13 protein-coding genes are annotated in these 14,865 nt (G+C 69.8%); 6 read left to right on the plus strand and 7 right to left on the minus strand.

Annotated features, from left to right (window positions below):
* Positions 1–181: 181 nt before the first annotated feature.
* Positions 182–1,396 (minus strand): phosphatase domain-containing protein, encoded by a 1,215-nt coding sequence (locus LXT21_RS15605; protein WP_254038926.1) that lies wholly within the window; start codon positions 1,394–1,396, stop codon positions 182–184.
* An 82-nt stretch (positions 1,397–1,478) separates the two neighbouring features.
* On the opposite strand from LXT21_RS15605, the gene LXT21_RS15610 reads away from it, so the two are divergent.
* Complete coding sequence (locus LXT21_RS15610) at positions 1,479–2,288, plus strand: 4'-phosphopantetheinyl transferase family protein (RefSeq protein ID WP_254038927.1); 810 nt, start codon at positions 1,479–1,481, stop codon at positions 2,286–2,288.
* Here the strand turns inward: LXT21_RS15610 and LXT21_RS15615 are convergent.
* Positions 2,260–3,045, minus strand: coding sequence for a thioesterase II family protein (locus tag LXT21_RS15615; RefSeq protein ID WP_254038928.1), 786 nt, complete (start codon positions 3,043–3,045; stop codon positions 2,260–2,262). The two genes, LXT21_RS15610 and LXT21_RS15615, sit on opposite strands and share 29 nt — an antisense overlap.
* Positions 3,046–3,210: 165 nt before the next feature.
* Between LXT21_RS15615 and cysD the strand changes: the two genes are divergently transcribed.
* The 3 genes from cysD to cysC are packed head-to-tail and all read left to right on the plus strand — an operon-like array spanning position 3,211 to position 5,931.
* Positions 3,211–4,116: a sulfate adenylyltransferase subunit CysD gene (cysD, locus tag LXT21_RS15620; RefSeq protein WP_254038929.1), complete on the plus strand. Its 906-nt coding sequence runs from the start codon at positions 3,211–3,213 to the stop codon at positions 4,114–4,116.
* Positions 4,116–5,372, plus strand: a complete 1,257-nt coding sequence (locus tag LXT21_RS15625; protein WP_254038930.1) for a sulfate adenylyltransferase subunit 1 — start codon at positions 4,116–4,118, stop codon at positions 5,370–5,372. Before cysD ends, LXT21_RS15625 begins: the two co-directional genes overlap by 1 nt.
* A 7-nt stretch (positions 5,373–5,379) precedes the next feature.
* Complete coding sequence (gene cysC / locus LXT21_RS15630) at positions 5,380–5,931, plus strand: adenylyl-sulfate kinase (RefSeq protein WP_254038931.1); 552 nt, start codon at positions 5,380–5,382, stop codon at positions 5,929–5,931.
* Positions 5,932–5,938: 7 nt separating this feature from the next.
* Here the strand turns inward: cysC and LXT21_RS15635 are convergent, their stop codons facing one another.
* Positions 5,939–7,525 carry an MBL fold metallo-hydrolase gene (locus LXT21_RS15635; protein ID WP_254038932.1) on the minus strand — a complete coding sequence of 529 codons (1,587 nt, stop codon included), beginning with the start codon at positions 7,523–7,525 and terminating at the stop codon, positions 5,939–5,941.
* Between the two features lie 216 nt (positions 7,526–7,741).
* Here LXT21_RS15635 and LXT21_RS15640 point away from each other — a divergent pair, with 216 nt between their 5' ends.
* Together LXT21_RS15640 and LXT21_RS15645 are read left to right on the plus strand one after the other, a co-directional pair.
* Entirely contained in the window at positions 7,742–8,944 is a 1,203-nt protein-coding gene (locus LXT21_RS15640) for an aminotransferase-like domain-containing protein (RefSeq protein ID WP_254038933.1), read from the plus strand.
* Between the two features lie 122 nt (positions 8,945–9,066).
* Positions 9,067–9,447, plus strand: coding sequence for a hypothetical protein (locus LXT21_RS15645; protein WP_254038934.1), 381 nt, complete (start codon positions 9,067–9,069; stop codon positions 9,445–9,447).
* A 107-nt stretch (positions 9,448–9,554) separates the two neighbouring features.
* On the opposite strand, the gene LXT21_RS15650 is transcribed toward LXT21_RS15645, so the two are convergent.
* The 4 genes from LXT21_RS15650 to LXT21_RS15665 form a co-directional block, all read right to left on the minus strand.
* Positions 9,555–10,514 carry an alpha/beta hydrolase gene (locus LXT21_RS15650; protein ID WP_254038935.1) on the minus strand — a complete coding sequence of 320 codons (960 nt, stop codon included), beginning with the start codon at positions 10,512–10,514 and terminating at the stop codon, positions 9,555–9,557.
* A gap of 51 nt (positions 10,515–10,565) precedes the next feature.
* Positions 10,566–12,053: an HD domain-containing phosphohydrolase gene (locus LXT21_RS15655; RefSeq protein WP_254038936.1), complete on the minus strand. Its 1,488-nt coding sequence runs from the start codon at positions 12,051–12,053 to the stop codon at positions 10,566–10,568.
* Positions 12,054–12,215: 162 nt separating this feature from the next.
* Entirely contained in the window at positions 12,216–13,721 is a 1,506-nt protein-coding gene (locus LXT21_RS15660) for an amino acid adenylation domain-containing protein (protein ID WP_254038937.1), read from the minus strand.
* The gene (locus LXT21_RS15665; protein WP_254038938.1) at positions 13,718–14,857 is read right to left on the minus strand and encodes an acyl-CoA dehydrogenase family protein; all 1,140 of its coding nucleotides are present in this window, start codon (positions 14,855–14,857) and stop codon (positions 13,718–13,720) included. Before LXT21_RS15665 ends, LXT21_RS15660 begins: the two co-directional genes overlap by 4 nt.
* Positions 14,858–14,865: the final 8 nt, after the last annotated feature.

A 14,865-nucleotide genomic window follows, 5' to 3' on the forward strand; every position in this document is an offset into this window, starting at 1 on the left:
GCCCCCATGAGGGAGCGGTGGGAAAGTTGGCGATGCGGGGGCCCGCGCCAACTGCCCCCAGGGACGGTGGAAGGGGATTGCCCACCGGGGCGGGAGCACGCCCCCGCGGACGTCCGGAACGCGTCAGCCGGCCAGCCCCGCGCAGAGGGGAGCTTCCGCCGGCCGACGCTCCAGGAGGACGTCAGTGCGCCGCGGGCGGCGAGGGCGACGTCAGGGCGTCCGCGCGCTGCAGGTCGCGCAGGAGCTCCGTCTTGCGTGCGTCGCGCTGGGCCGCGGAGGTGAAGGCGATGCCCTCCATGGACTCGCGCGCGGCGAGCGCCACGCGGGCGAGGCCATCCCGGGAGATGAGGCCCACCGCGAACGCGTCCACCGCCGCGCCCACGTAGGTGTCGAAGAAGTGGATGCGCTTGTCGAGCCAGGCCCGCCGCGTCGTCTCCGGGGTGTCCACCACGTCATGGATGAAGACGGCGTGCACCGCCTCCGGCGCGTGGCGGAGCATCCGGTCGCCGAACTCCACGTCGCCCTGGCCGCTGTCGCCCACGAAGACGAAGCTGTACTCCGGGAAGCAGCGCAGGTAGCGCTGGAAGTTGTCGAACTTCTTCGCGGCGATGCGCGAGTTGCCCAGCAGGTGCGTGAGGCTGCCGGACAGCACCACGTGGGGCGGCACCCCGTGCTTGCGCAGGCTGTCGAACGTCAGGTTCTCCACCGCGCCCAGCGGGTCCATGGGGCGCGCGGTGACGAAGGTGAGGTCACCCTCGCGCCCGGGGATGATGCCCGGCCCCCGGTCCAGCTCCGCGTAGAAGGCGAGCACGCCCGGGTACACCGTCTTGGACGGGTACCGGCTGTCCTTGAGGTTGGCGTAGAAGGTGTCGTCGATGTCGCTGAGCACCTTGCTCTCGCCACTGGGCGCCGTGCGGGCCTCCTGCTGGATGTGGCCGAGGATCTCCTCGCGCAGCGCCGCGTTGTCCACGTCGTCGAAGAGCAGCTTCTCCAGGTCCTGGTGGTTGTTGCCGGCGTCGAGCAGGTTCTTGAAGGCGGTCAGCTCCCGGCCGCGCACGCCGAGGAAGAGGTCGCGGATGCACTGCTCGGCGGTGAACGGCGTGCCGCCCTTCTGGATGGCCGTCACCAGGCTCGCGCGCACGGGCAGCGCCAGCTCCTGGGCCCGCTCCCGGCAGAGCAGCTTCATGAGGATGGTGTGGTGGTCCGGGCCAAAGACGCGGTCGTCCAGATCTCCCAGGAGCGACTCCAGGTCGACGTTGGCCAACAGGTAGTTCAGCTCGGTGGGCGTCGCGTCACGCAGCAGGTCCAGGATGCGCCGCTCCTCGCTGGCGTCGGTGTGCCCGGCCATGAGCGTGCGCAAGGTCTCCAGCTTCTTCGTCGCGGCGTGTGGATCCATGTGGCTCCCCCCGTCCGGCGCGAGGCCGGCACTGGACCCGGGAGCCTACGCGGGGGTGGGGCCGGCGTGGTAGAGCAGGCGCATGTCGACTGTCGGCGCGCCGCTGGAGCTGGGTCCGGACGAAGTCCACGTGTGGATTGTGGAGCCCGAGCGCATCCTGGAGCGGCACCTCCTGGACGCGTACTGGGGCCTGTTGGACACAGCGGAGCGGCAGAAGCAGCAGCGCTTCCGCTTCGAGCGTCACCAGAAGCAGTACCTGGTGAGTCACGCGCTGGTGCGCCTGACGCTGTCGCGCTACGCGCCGGTGCCGCCCACGGCCTGGAGCTTCTCGACCAACGCCTACGGGCGGCCGGAGATTCGAGGCGAGCATGGCGCCCGGCTGCGCTTCAACCTGTCCCACACCGATGGCATGGCGCTGGTGGCGGTGGGGCTGGACGCGGAGCTGGGCGCGGACGTGGAGGACGCGGAGCGCAAGGGCGAGACGGTGGAGATCGCCGACAGCTTCTTCGCCGCCCCGGAGGTCGCGGCCCTCAGGGCCCTGCCCGAGAGCGAGCAGCGAGGCCGCTTCTTCGAGTACTGGACGCTCAAGGAGTCCTACATCAAGGCCCGGGGCGCGGGCCTGTCCCTGCCGTTGGACCAGTTCGCCTTCCACCTGGAGGCGGGCCGCGAGCCGCGCATCTCGTTCGATGCGCGGATGCAGGACACGCCCCAGACGTGGCGCTTCATGCAGCTGCGGCCCTCGGCGCGTCACCAGGCCGCGGTGGCGATGCGGCGGCCGTGGAATCAGCCGTTCCGCGTGCGCTGGCAGTTCACCGTCCCCCTGGCGTCGGACGCGCCGCCCCGCTTCGAGGCGGCGGAAGGGGTCACGCCGGGTTCGACATCCACCGGGTGAGGTCCTCGCCCAGCGCGGCGAGCAGCTCGGCCTGCTTCGCGCGCAGGAAGAAGTGGCCGCCCTCGAAGTGACGGATGCGGAAGTCCGGGCTGCGCGTCTCGTCGCGCCACGTCTCCAGGCGGGGGAGGGCCACGTGCTTGTCGGCGGTGCCCCCCATGACGGAGATGGGCACGTCGAGCTTCACGGGGGAGATGCCGTTCTCCCACCACGCGAGCGCGAAGTCCGCGCGCAGCGTGGGCACCAGCAGCTCCAGCAGCTCGCGGTGCTGGAGGATCTCCTCCGGCGTGCCGTCGTAGCGGCGCAGCTCCTCGATGAACTGCTCCTGCGGCAGGTGGTGGATGGGCTTGCGGTCCGACTCGCGCGGCGCGCCGGACGCGGCCAGCACCAGCCCGCGGGGCATGGGGCCGTTGCGCGCCTGCAGCCGCCGGGTGAGCTCCAGGGAGATGCGCGAGCCCATGCTGTAGCCGAAGAAGGCGAAGGGCTTGTCCAGCAGCGGCGCCAGCACCGGCAGCAGCGTGTCCACCAGCGCGGGCAGGCTGTCGAAGGGCTTCTCCATCAGCCGGCGCTCGCGGCCGGGCAGCTGCACCGCGCACAGCTCCACGCCCGGCGGCAGGCCACCCTGCCAGGCGCTGTAGATGGACGCGCTGCCGCCCGCGAAGGGGAAGGCGAACAGCCTCAGCCGGGCGTCCGGCAGGGGCTTTCGGGAAGGGAACCAGCGTTCGGGGGCGTTCGGATTCGAGGTGGGCGCACTGGGCATGACGGTACGGTTCTGTCGCACAGCCGAGGAAAACGGGTCAAGCCCTGGCCACTTCGAGCCGGCTGAAGACTTCTACCCCGCGTACATTGCTGGCTTGTTACGCGCGTATTTCGTGAATGAGTGGACTGGCGGGACTCCGAGCGAGCCGTGCTAGCGTTTTCTCTCGTGAGCTACGAGCTTTCGCACCTGGACGCCCTCGAGGCGGAGTCGGTGTTCATCATCCGGGAGGTGGTCGCGGAGCTGGACAGCCCCGTGCTGCTGTTCTCCGGCGGCAAGGACTCCGCGGTGATGCTGCACCTGGCGGTGAAGGCGTTCGCGCCCGCGCCGCTGCCGTTCCCCCTCCTGCACGTGGACACCGGGCACAACTTCCCGGAGGTGCTCGAGTACCGGGACGCGCGCGTGGCCGAGCTGGGCGCGAGGCTCCTGGTGGCGTCGGTGCAGGAGGCCATCGACGCGGGACGGGTGGCGGAGGAGAAGGGCCCCCGCGCGTCGCGCAACCGGGCGCAGACGGTGCCGCTGCTCGAGGCCATCGAGAAGCACCGCTTCAACGCCGTCTTCGGCGGGGCGCGCCGGGACGAGGAGAAGGCGCGCGCGAAGGAGCGGGTGTTCTCCTTCCGCGACGAGTTCGGCCAGTGGGACCCCAAGCACCAGCGCCCCGAGCTCTGGAGCCTGTACAACGGCCGTCACCGCCGGGGTGAGCACCTGCGCGTCTTCCCGCTGTCCAACTGGACGGAGCTGGACGTGTGGCAGTACATCGCCCGCGAAGGTGTGGCGCTGCCCTCCATCTACTTCAGCCACCGGCGCGAGGTGTTCCGTCGGGACGGCATGTTGATGGCGTGGTCCCCGTACCTGCCGCTGCTGCCGGGCGAGGCGGTGACGACGGCGGCGGTGCGCTTCCGCACGGTGGGCGACATGACGTGCACCGCGTGCGTGGAGTCGGAGGCGGTGAAGGTGGAGGACGTCATCTCGGAGATTGCCGCCTCGCGCGTCACGGAGCGGGGCGCGAGCCGCGCGGACGACAAGTTCAGCGAGACGGCGATGGAAGACCGCAAGCGTGAGGGGTACTTCTAGTGGAACTGCTACGCTTCGCGACCGCGGGCTCCGTCGACGACGGCAAGAGCACCCTCATCGGCAGGCTGCTCCACGACACGCGTTCGATTCTGGAAGACCAGCTGGCCGCCGTGGAGCGCACCAGCCGCGCGCGCGGGGACGAGTACGTCAACCTGGCGCTGCTCCTGGACGGGCTCAAGGCCGAGCGCGAGCAGGGCATCACCATCGACGTGGCGTACCGCTACTTCGCCACCGCGAGCCGCAAGTTCATCATCGCCGACACGCCCGGGCACCTGCAGTACACGCGCAACATGGTGACGGGGGCGTCCACGGCGGACCTGGCGCTCATCCTGGTGGACGCGCGCAAGGGAGTGCTGGAGCAGACGCGGCGCCACGCGTTCCTCGCGTCGCTCCTGCGCGTGCCGCACCTGGTGCTGTGCGTGAACAAGATGGACCTGGTGGGCTTCGACGCCGCCGTCTTCGAGGCCATCCGCGAGGAGTTCCGCCAGTTCTCCATGAAGCTGGACGTGACGGACCTGACGTTCATCCCCATCTCCGCGCTGGGCGGGGACAACGTGGTGACGCGCTCGGAGAAGATGCCCTGGTATCAGGGGCCGACGCTGCTGCACCACCTGGAGAACGTGCACATCGCGTCGGACCGCAACCTCATCCACGTGCGCTTCCCCGTTCAGACGGTCCTGCGGCCCATGTCTTCGAAGTTCCCGGACTACCGCGCGTACGCGGGGCAGGTGCTGGGCGGCGTGCTCAAGCCGGGTGACGAGCTGATGGCGCTGCCGTCCGGCTTCACCACGCGCATCCGCTCGCTGGACCTGGCGGGGCGTCAGGTCGCGCAGGCGTTCCCGCCCATGTCCGTGAATGTCTCGCTGGCGGACGAGCTGGACATCAGCCGGGGCGACCTGCTGTGCCGCCCGGGCAACCCGCCGCACGTGGGGCAGGATCTGGACGCGATGGTGTGCTGGCTGTCGGAGGGCGTGCCGTTGCAGACGGGCTCGCGGCTGGCGCTCAAGCACACCACGCGCTCGGTGCGCGCGCAGGTGAAGCAGCTGCACTACCGGCTGGACATCAACACGCTCAGCCGTGACGAGCAGAGCCCCAGGCTGGCGCTCAACGAGATTGGCCGGGTGACGTTGCGCACCACGGCGCCGTTGTTCTTCGACGCGTACCGCGACAACCGGCACACAGGCAGCTTCATCCTCATCGACGAAGCGACGAACGCGACGGTGGGGGCCGGGATGATCAACGGCCCCGCCGTGTGAGGTGCGCATGAACCGGCAGGGCTTCATCCTCTGGCTGACGGGCATGTCGGGCGCGGGCAAGAGCACGCTCTCGCGGGCGCTCCGGGAGCGGCTGGCCCCCGAGCGCGCCGTGGAGGTGCTGGACGGTGACGAGGTGCGCACGTGGCTCACGCGCGGCTTGGGCTTCTCGCGCGAGGACCGCGAGGAGAACGCGCGGCGCATCGGCCATGTGGCGCGGCTGCTCGCCCGGCACGGCGTGGGCGTCATCGTCGCGGCCATCTCTCCGTACCAAGGCTCTCGCGCGGAGGTGCGCGCGCTGGCGGCCCAGGTGCAGGTGGACTTCGTGGAGGTCTACATCGAGGCGCCCCTGGACGCGCTCATCTCCCGCGACGTGAAGGGGCTCTACAAGAAGGCGCTGGCGGGGGAGCTGCCGCACTTCACCGGCGTCTCGGACCCCTACGAGGCCCCGGAGTCGCCGGACGTCACGGTCCGCTCGGCGACGGAGCCGGTGGAGGCGGGCGTGGAGCGCGTGCTGGACGCGCTCCGGGCGCGGGGCCACCTGTCGCCCCGCGCCGCGTGAGCCTCCGCTAGAGCACGCGCTCCATGCGCACGTACGGGCGCTCGGCCTGGATGCCCTTGGCGCGGCAGTGCTCCAGGTACTTGTTGGACTCGATGAGCTGGGGCGCCGTCTCGTCGTAGACGAGGATCATCACGTGGCGCAGCCAGGGCTCCTGACCCATGGCGTAGACGTAGACCTCCTTGGGCGTCAGGTAGTTGGAGATCTCCGCCGCGCGGGCGCAGTCGGAGCCGTTGAGGCGCCGGGCCTGGTCCATCTTCCGGGGCAGGGGGTTGGTGAGCAGCGGGCCGTACATCCAGCTCATCGGGCCGCCCTCGCACTCCATGCCGAGGAAGAGGATGTCGATGGGTCCGATGATGTCGCGCAGGTGCTGGTACATCCGAGGCTCGAGCGCGTTGGAGTCCGCCGCCATCAGGATGGACTTGCCGCCCAGCCGCACCAGGTGCGCCGTCTTCGCCTGGATGGCCAGGTCGCTGTGCTCGCCGATGAAGGGCAGGCCGGTGATGGAGCCGCCGGGGATTTGAATCTCCTGCAGGTCGTCGATCTCCACCACGTTCTTGAAGCCCGTGGCCTGGAGCATCAGCCGCAGTGAGGGGTCCGCCAGCGAGTTGCCGTTGTTGCGCGGGACGATGATGGTGCCCACGCGGTGACGCAGCTGGATGAGCGTCTCCATCATCAGGTGGTCGGCGTGGCCGTGGGTGATGACCACGTAGTCCACGTGCTCGGGCAGGTCCGCGTGGGTGTAGCGCGGCAGGTCCGTGGGGAACTCGTAGCTGATGACGGGGTCGGTGAGGATGCTCACCTCCTTGGTCTCCAGCAGCACGCACGCGTGGCCGAAGTAGCGCACGCGCACGCCCTCGCCGTCATAGCGGGCGGCCTTGCGCGGCACGACGTCGGTGAAGAGGTCGGCGAACGCGGCGGCGGCCTTGGACGGCACGCCGAGCATCTCCGCCACCTGGCCCGGGGAGCCCGGCGTGTGGCGCATGCGGAACAGCGCGTCCAGGCCCTCGTGGCGGAAGGGCACGTTGAGCCAGATGGGCGTGTCCTCCTCCAGGCGCGGCGTGCTGAAGATGTACGGGCGCCAGTCGCCGTCCACCTGCGTCAGCGTCACGCTCTGCGAGGACTCCTGGTAGAAGCGGCTCTTGTAGAGCAGAGGCTCGATGAACCGGGCGCTGGCGCGGTTGCTCAAGTCGTACGTGAGCTCCACGTAGCCGCGCAGCAGGTCGGGCACCTTGGAATAGAGCGCCTCCAGAGAGCCGCCGTTGTTGGGCGCGAGCAGCTGCTCCAGCTCACCCACCGCCTTGGTGTAGGCGAGCATGTGGGCCTGCTCCTTCTGCGTGCGCTCCAGGAGCTCCTTCACGCGCGGGGCCTTGGCCGTGGGGTGGTTGATGAAGGGCCCGCCCATCAACATGGGGTTCTTCAGCGCGGCCACGTGCACGTCCGGGTTCGCGACGAACGACTGCATCAGCTTCTGGTGCAGGTTCGTGACGAACAGGGGCGCGGTGGCTGGCGAGAGCAGGTACCACCACGCGTACCACTGGTTGTACAGCGGCTCGATCGCCACGTTGGGCTTGAGGTACATCGGTCGGTCCAGCATCGGTTCTCCAGGCGAGCTTCGATTATCGAGGAGGGCTCGGAGACTGGGAAGCCCCAGGTGACGGCTGGTCGCCCGCCGAGCGCGTGTAGGGCTCTGGGTCCACACGGGGTGCGTCTTCCTGGAGCGGCTTCCTGTTCGCTCGGCTTTCCCGTGCGCTACGATTGCGTCGGAGTTTCAAGAGTGCGCAGGTTTTGCGCGTCATCGGGTGGAGACATCGTGAAAGCTCCGTCGAGCGTGGGCGAGTTGCCGTTGGCGTCGTGGGCGCGGGGGCTGGGGCCGTCCGCCATCCAGGACATGTTGCAGAAGATCACGCGGCCGGGGGTGTACTCGCTGGCCCTGGGGTTGCCAGCGGCGGAGCTGTTCCCGACGGAGGGGATGGCGGAGGCGGCGGCGCGGGTGCTGGCGGAGGAGGGGCAGGCGTTGCAGTACTCGGCGACGCTGGAGCCCTTGCGCGAGCAGGTGGTGGCGCTGATGGCGAAGCGGGGCGTGCGGTGCTCGCCGGAGCAGGTGTTCCTGACGACGGGGGCGCAGCAGGGGATGAACCTGCTGGCGCGGCTCTTGTTGGAGCCGGGGCGGAGCGTGTTGTTGGAGGACCGGGTGTACTCGGGGTTCCAGCAGGTGCTCGCGCCCTACGACGTGCGTCGGGTTCCGGTGCGGAGGGATGCGCGCACGGGGTTGGACCTGGACGGGATGCAGGCGCTGCTCGCTGCGGGCGAGCGGCCGGCGCTGTTCTACACGATGAGCGACGGGCACAACCCGCTGGGGACCAGCCTCGCGCTGTCGGCGCGGGAGCGGCTCGCGGGCCTGGCGCGCGAGTACCGGATGCCCATCATCGAGGATGATGCGTACGGGTTCCTGCACTACGAGGAGGGCGGGGCGATTGCGCCGGTGAAGGCGCTGGAGTCGGAGTGGGTGTTCTACGTCGGCTCGTTCTCGAAGATTCTCGCGCCGGCGCTGCGGGTGGGCTGGGTGGTGGTGCCGGAGTGGATGGTGTCCCGGCTGGCGACGGTGAAGGAGGCGAGCGACATCGACACGACGACCTTCCCGCAGCGGATGGTGCTGGCGTTCCTCCAGTCGGGACGGTTGGAGGGGCATCTGGAGACGCTGCGGCGCGAGTACCGGCTGCGGCGGGACACGTTGCTGAAGGCGCTGGAGACGCAGCTGCCGGCGGGCGCGACGTGGACGACGCCCACGAGCGGGATGTTCGTCTGGGTGGAGCTGCCCGAGGGGATGGACAGCACGGGGTTGCTGTCACGCGCGCTGGAGACGCAGCAGGTGGCGTACCTGCCGGGGCAGGCCTTCGCGGTGAAGGGTGGGCGCTCGGCGTCGCATGGCCTGCGGCTGAACTTCTCCGCCTGCTCGCCGGAGCGGATCACCGAGGCGGTGCGCAGGTTGGGTGAGGTCTTGCGGGCCCGGTGAATCGGGTGGCTGGCTCTTGGTTGAAGGGCCATCTTGGCGCGACCCAGGGCGAGGTGACTGTTTCGAGAGCGTGTCCCTGGTGCCGCGTGCACGATTGATGTCTTGTGATAGGGGCGTTCCAAATGGGCATTCTTGTGGACGTGAAGTGCTCGTCGTTCATCCTTCCCGAAAGTGTCCTCGACCCGGCGCTCGCCGCCTTGAAGGCGCTGGCCGAAGATCGTCCCGGTGAGTTCCACGAACCGGACGGCGTGCTCGAAGCAACCGACTTGCTTGGCGCGGTCAATGCCGATGGTTGGGAAGTCGAACGTGACGCCAACGGATTGACGCGTCTTTGGTACGGCGGCGACAAAGCCCCCCACGACAGCGATGAAGAGTGGCCACGGTCGATCTTCGAGACGCTCGCACCATTCGCGACGGCAGGCGCAGTCGAGGTCTTCTTCGACGGTGAGCGCGCCTGGGCACTTCGTCTTGCTGACGGGGAGTTGACGGTCGAAAGCGACTGAAGCGGGCCGCGGAGCATCCGCCCTATGCCTGGGCCCAATTCAGGCACGCACGCTTCGATGCGGGGCGTCACGCATGTGACCGCGTCGTGCCAACCCGACGGTTGTCGTCAGTGCGCGGCGGCGCTCGGTGGGATGTGTGCCTCCACCCAGCTCACGATGTCTGCGACGACCTTGGCCGCGTCGGGTTCGTGCGCGAGGTCGTGGCGTTGGCCTTCGTAGATGATGAGGCGCTTGTCGGTGCTCGTGGCCTGGGCCACCAGGGCGCGGCTGCCATCGATGGAGGTGATGACGTCCTCGCCCCCGTGCACCACCAGCAGTGGGAGCTTGAGGTCCTGGAATTTCCCCTCGAGCGCTTCGATGGAGGCGATGAGCGCCTTGGCGGAGCCCGCGGGCAGCCGCTCGTGGGTGATGAGGGGATCCGCGAGGAACCGTTCCTTCTCCGGGCCGTCGTGCAGGAACATCTCGCTGTCCAGGTCCTGCGCGGGCAGGCCGGGGAGGAGTGTGCCGAAGATCTTCGCCAGGCGCGTGTCGAAGCCGGATACGCCGGGAGGGAGCACGATGCCCGCGCCGCTCAGGATGAGCCCTGACACGCCGGGGCCGTGCTGGAGCACGTAGTGCGTGGCGATGAGTCCGCCCATGCTGTGGCCGAACACCACCACCGGCACGTCCGGGTGTCTGGCGCGGGCATCCTGGACGACGCCGCCCACGTCATCCACCAACTGCTGCATCGACTCCATGCGCTGGCGGTCCCCACCGGAATGTCCGTGGCCCCGGTGGTCCTGCGCGACGACGGCGAACCCCTGGGCTTGGAGCGCCTCCGCGAGCCGGCCGTAGCGGTCGGAGTAGTCCCGCAGGCCGTGGATGAGGACCACCACGCCGCGCACGGGCGGGCGGGCGGGCTCCCACCGGACGCTGCTCAGGCACAGGCCGTCGGAGGCGGTCCGTTCAAAGCCGGGGGACGTGGCGGGACGCGTGCGGCACGCGGTGGAGGCCGCCGCGCAGCCCTGCAGCAGGGCCAGCGCGGCCAGGGCGGTGAAGAACAGGACGACGGCGAAGGGCTTGTTCATGGGGCTCAATGCACCATGAGGTGTTCCTGCCCACATCGGCCAGATGGCGGATCACACGATGCCCGTGCGCGCGGCCACCAGCGAGGCGCCTGCGCGGGTGCTCACACCCAGCTTTTCGTAGATGTGGATGGTGTGGTGCTGCACCGTGCGGTCCGACACCCCGAGCCTCTCCGCGATCTCCTTGTTCGTCGCTCCTCCCGCCAGCAGGCGCAGCACGTCCACCTCTCGGGGCGTCAGCGCGGACGTGGGACCAGGGCCCGGCGCGCGCCGGACGTGCTTCGTCCCGGCCACCACCGCGACGCAGTCCGCGTCCAGCCGGCCCGCCTTCACCTCGGCATCCAGGGCCTGCCTGGCCAGGGGCGCGGTCCGCGCGGGACGATGGGGACGCTCCTCCTGAAGCGCGACCCAGACGTCGGCCACCGCGAGCAGTCGCGCGGCCCGGGACAGGGCGGCGGGCGCGAGGCCCCGGGGATAGCCTCCGCCATCCAGTCGCTCGTGATGCGCGCCCGCGAGCTTCGCCGCGTCTCTCAGCATGGGCGTGGCGGTGAGCAGCTGCTCGGTGGCGTGGGCATGGCTCCGGGACAGCTCCCGGTCCGAGGGGCTCCACTCGGGGCGCAGCCACATGCCGGTGGGCAGGGTCACGTGTCCCAGGTCGTGCAGATACGCCGCGAGTTGGAGCGTGGCCTGCTCCGCCACGTCCAGGCCCAGGCGGGGCGCGGCGGATGCGCACGCTTCCGCCACGCGCCGGGAGTGACCGCGGGTGAAGGGGCTCTGCAGGTCCGCGAAGTCCCCGAAGGTCGTTGCCAGCGCGGTGGCGTCGATGGTGGGCGGTGATTCGAGCAGGCACGCTTCCGCCGCCTCGATGCGCGCATCCGACAACGTCTGGAGCGCGGCGGTCTGGGCCAGGGCTCGCTTCGCCCACGTCGGGTCCAGCGTCGTCCCGGATTGCAGCGCCAGGGCCTCCTGCGCGACGGCGGTGCCCGAGCCGACGAAGAAGACGACCGCCACATGCGCCGCCTGCGCGACGCGCCCGACTTCACACAGGTTCGTGCCGCCCAGGCGGCGCGGCCCTCCCGTGCCATCCCAGCGCTCGTAGGCCTCATCCAGCCCTTGGAGGACCCGCGTGTCCAGCCCCAGGCCGGAGGCGAGCAGCCGCGCCGCGCCGCATGCCTCCGCGAACCATTCCGAGCGCAGCCGCCGCGATGACGTCAGCAGTCGCGCCAGTCCGACGGCGCGGCGAGGCAGACTGGGGTTGGCCTCCAGGACGGAACGCACGACATGCTCGGGGCGGCCCGTGTCCCCGCGCAGCAGGTTGCGGCGCAGGTGGACGTCATTTCCCAGTCGGGACTCCTCGGCCGCGTAGGCGGTGCAGCCCAGGTGGCGCAGCAGGCCCACATAGAAGGCGGCCCGGGCGTCGTCCTGGGACAGGCCGCCGTCCAGCGCCAACTCCAGCGCGAACAGACCGGTCAGCAGGCTCTTCTCCCCCTCCAGTCCATTGGCGAGGTCGAGCACGGAGGACAGCGCGGAGAGCGAAGCCACCGGATCCTGGCGCAGGTTCATCACGGCAAGAGCTTGGCACGGAGCACGTGCCCAGAGCACAGCGGTTGCTGCTTGCCGATGGCGGACTCGCCCGGTCCTCGCCCATCGCCTGGGACTGTTCTCGGGTGGAGCGAATCGTGGAGGCGGAGGGAGCACGTCCCTTCAGGTGCGTCGCGGCGCCAGGTCGCGGAGCGCTCGCCGGTCGAGCTTGCCGTTCTGGGTCCTCGGCAGCTCCGGCAGCACGCGGAGCTCGTCGATGATCATGTACCGGGGCAGTCGCTCCGCGCAGTGCTTCTTGAGCTGGAGGAGGGTGGGCTTCGTGCCGTCGGCGGCCACGACGAAGGCCACCAGTCGCGCGTCCAGGCCCGACGCGGTGGTGACGACGCCCACCTCACGGACCGCCGGATGGGACAGCAGCGCCGTCTCGATTTCGCCCGGCTCGATGCGTCGGCCCCGCACCTTCAGCATGTTGTCGCGGCGTCCGAGGTACTCGAATCCGCCATCCGGGAGCTGGCGGCAGAGATCTCCCGTCGCATAGGGCCGTGAGCCTTGGGGCGGCTGCCCCCAGTAGCCCAGCATCACCGTGGGTCCCTCCACCATGAGCTCCCCGACGCCCGGCTGCGTCGCTTCGTCCTCGGTTGAGCGGGCCAGCCAGACGCGGTCACCACAGCTCGCATGTCCGATGGGCACCGGCTCGGTGCGCTCGGGGGAGATGTCGCCCACCTCGTAGGCGGTGCAGACGTTCGTCTCCGTGGGGCCATACAGGTTGAAGAACCGCGCGGCGGCGAGGCGCTCTCTCAGCGGACGCAGGTGGCGGATGGGGAAGGGCTCTCCCGCGAACAGCACCGTCCGGAACGGGAGGTCCTCGTGCTCCAGCAGCCCGCCCTCCGACATCATCAGGATGAGCGCGGAGGGCACTGAGTACCAGATGGTGAACCGCTCGCGCAGCACCAGCTCCACCAGCTTCTTCGGCGTGAAGGCCAGCGTCTCCGGGATGAGCGTGACGGAGGCTCCCCCGAGGAACGCCGCATAGAGGTCCAGCACCGAGAGGTCGAAGAAGAACGGCGCGTGGTTGCTGAAGCGGTCCTCCGGCGTGGTGCCCAGCAGCGCATGGCTCCACTCGATGAAGGCCAGGGCGTTGCGCTGGCTGATGCACACGCCCTTGGGCGTGCCGGTGGAGCCGGAGGTGTAGAGGATGTAGGCCAGCGCGTGGTCATCCACGCCATGTCCAGGCAGTGGCTCCGGGGAGACGCCGCCCAGGCTCGTCCATGCGCGCCCAGGGCCCGTGTCATCCACCAGCAGGAAGCGCAGCCGCTCCATGCCTCCATTGCGCAGCTCGGCCGCGCGCGCGGCGCTGGTCACCACCACGTCGATGCGGCAGTCGTCGAGGATGAGTCGCGTCCGCGTGGCTGGGTTCAGTGGATCCAATGGGACATAGGCGGCGCCCAGCCGCGCGATGCCCTGCATGGCGGCCACCGCTCGCGCCGACTTCTCCGTCCACAGTCCCACCCGGTCGCCGTGCTGGACGCCCAGCTCCCGGAGGACCCGCGCCACCTGGTTGGCGAGCGCGTCGAGTTGTCCGTACGTGAGGACTTCATCGGGCCCGCGCACGGCGATGGCCCCGGGGTTCCGCGCCGCGGCGCGCATGACAATCTGGTCGAGCGTCATAGGCCCAGGTGACTGGCGATGATGTCGCGTTGCATCTCCGAGGTGCCGGAGAAGAGGGCGCTGGGAATGGCATCGCGCAGCACGCGCTCGATGCCCACCTCGGCCACGTAGCCCAGGCCCCCGTGGATCTGGATGGCGTCCAGGCCGCACTGGATCGCCGCCTCGCTGATGGCCAGCTTGGCGAGCGACACCTCCATCGCCGCCTCCTGTCCGCGGTCCATCAGCCAGCAGGCCCGGTACAGGAGCAGCCGCGCGGCCTCGAGCCGCTGCTTCATGTCCGCCGTCCGATGGGAGATGGCCTGGTTCTTCCCAATGGCCCGCTTGAACTGCTTGCGCTGTCGGGCGAAGTCCACCGTCTGCTCCAGCACCCGCTCCATCAACCCCACATAGGCGCCGAACAGGCACGCCCGCTCCCACTGCATGGAGCGCTTGAAGAGCGGCGCGCCCTCGCCCTCATCCCCGAGTCGCGCGGAGGCGGGCACCCGACACCCCTCCAGATAGAGCGGAGCGATGGGGGAGGTGGACAAGCCCATCTTCTGGAAGGGCCGTCCCACCGACAGCCCCGGCGTGTCCTTCTCGATGAGGAAGGCGCTCAGGCCCATGTACCCATGCGTGGGGTTGGTGACGGCGTACACCAGGAAGACGTCGGCCACCGGCCCGTTGGTGACGTAGCTCTTGCTCCCGTCGAGCACGTAGTCGTCGCCGTCGCGCACCGCCCGCGTCCTGAGCGCGAAGACGTCCGAGCCTGCCTCCGGCTCGGAGATGGCGTTGGCGCCCACCCACTCTCCCGCGCACAGCCGGGGGAGGTAGCGGTGCTTCTGCGCATCGTCGCCTCGCTCCAGCACCGGGAGCACGCACGCGAACAGATGCGCCCCCACGGAGAAGACCAGCCCCGTGTCCGTGCATCCCCGTCCCAGCGCCTCCATCACTCGCGCCGTCGTCAACGTGTCCAGCCCGAGCCCTCCGTGGCGCTCGGGAACCGGCAGGCCCAGGAAGCCGAACTCGCCGCATCGCCGCCACAAGCCTCGCGGGAAGCCCTCCACATGGGCGTTGGCCTCCGCGTTCAACTCCGACTTCGCGAACGACAGAGCGCTGTCGTACAGCTCCACCTGTTCACTCGAAAAGCTGAAGTCCATGCGGTCCT

This window comes from Myxococcus guangdongensis (assembly GCF_024198255.1).
Lineage (GTDB): Bacteria > Myxococcota > Myxococcia > Myxococcales > Myxococcaceae > Myxococcus > Myxococcus guangdongensis.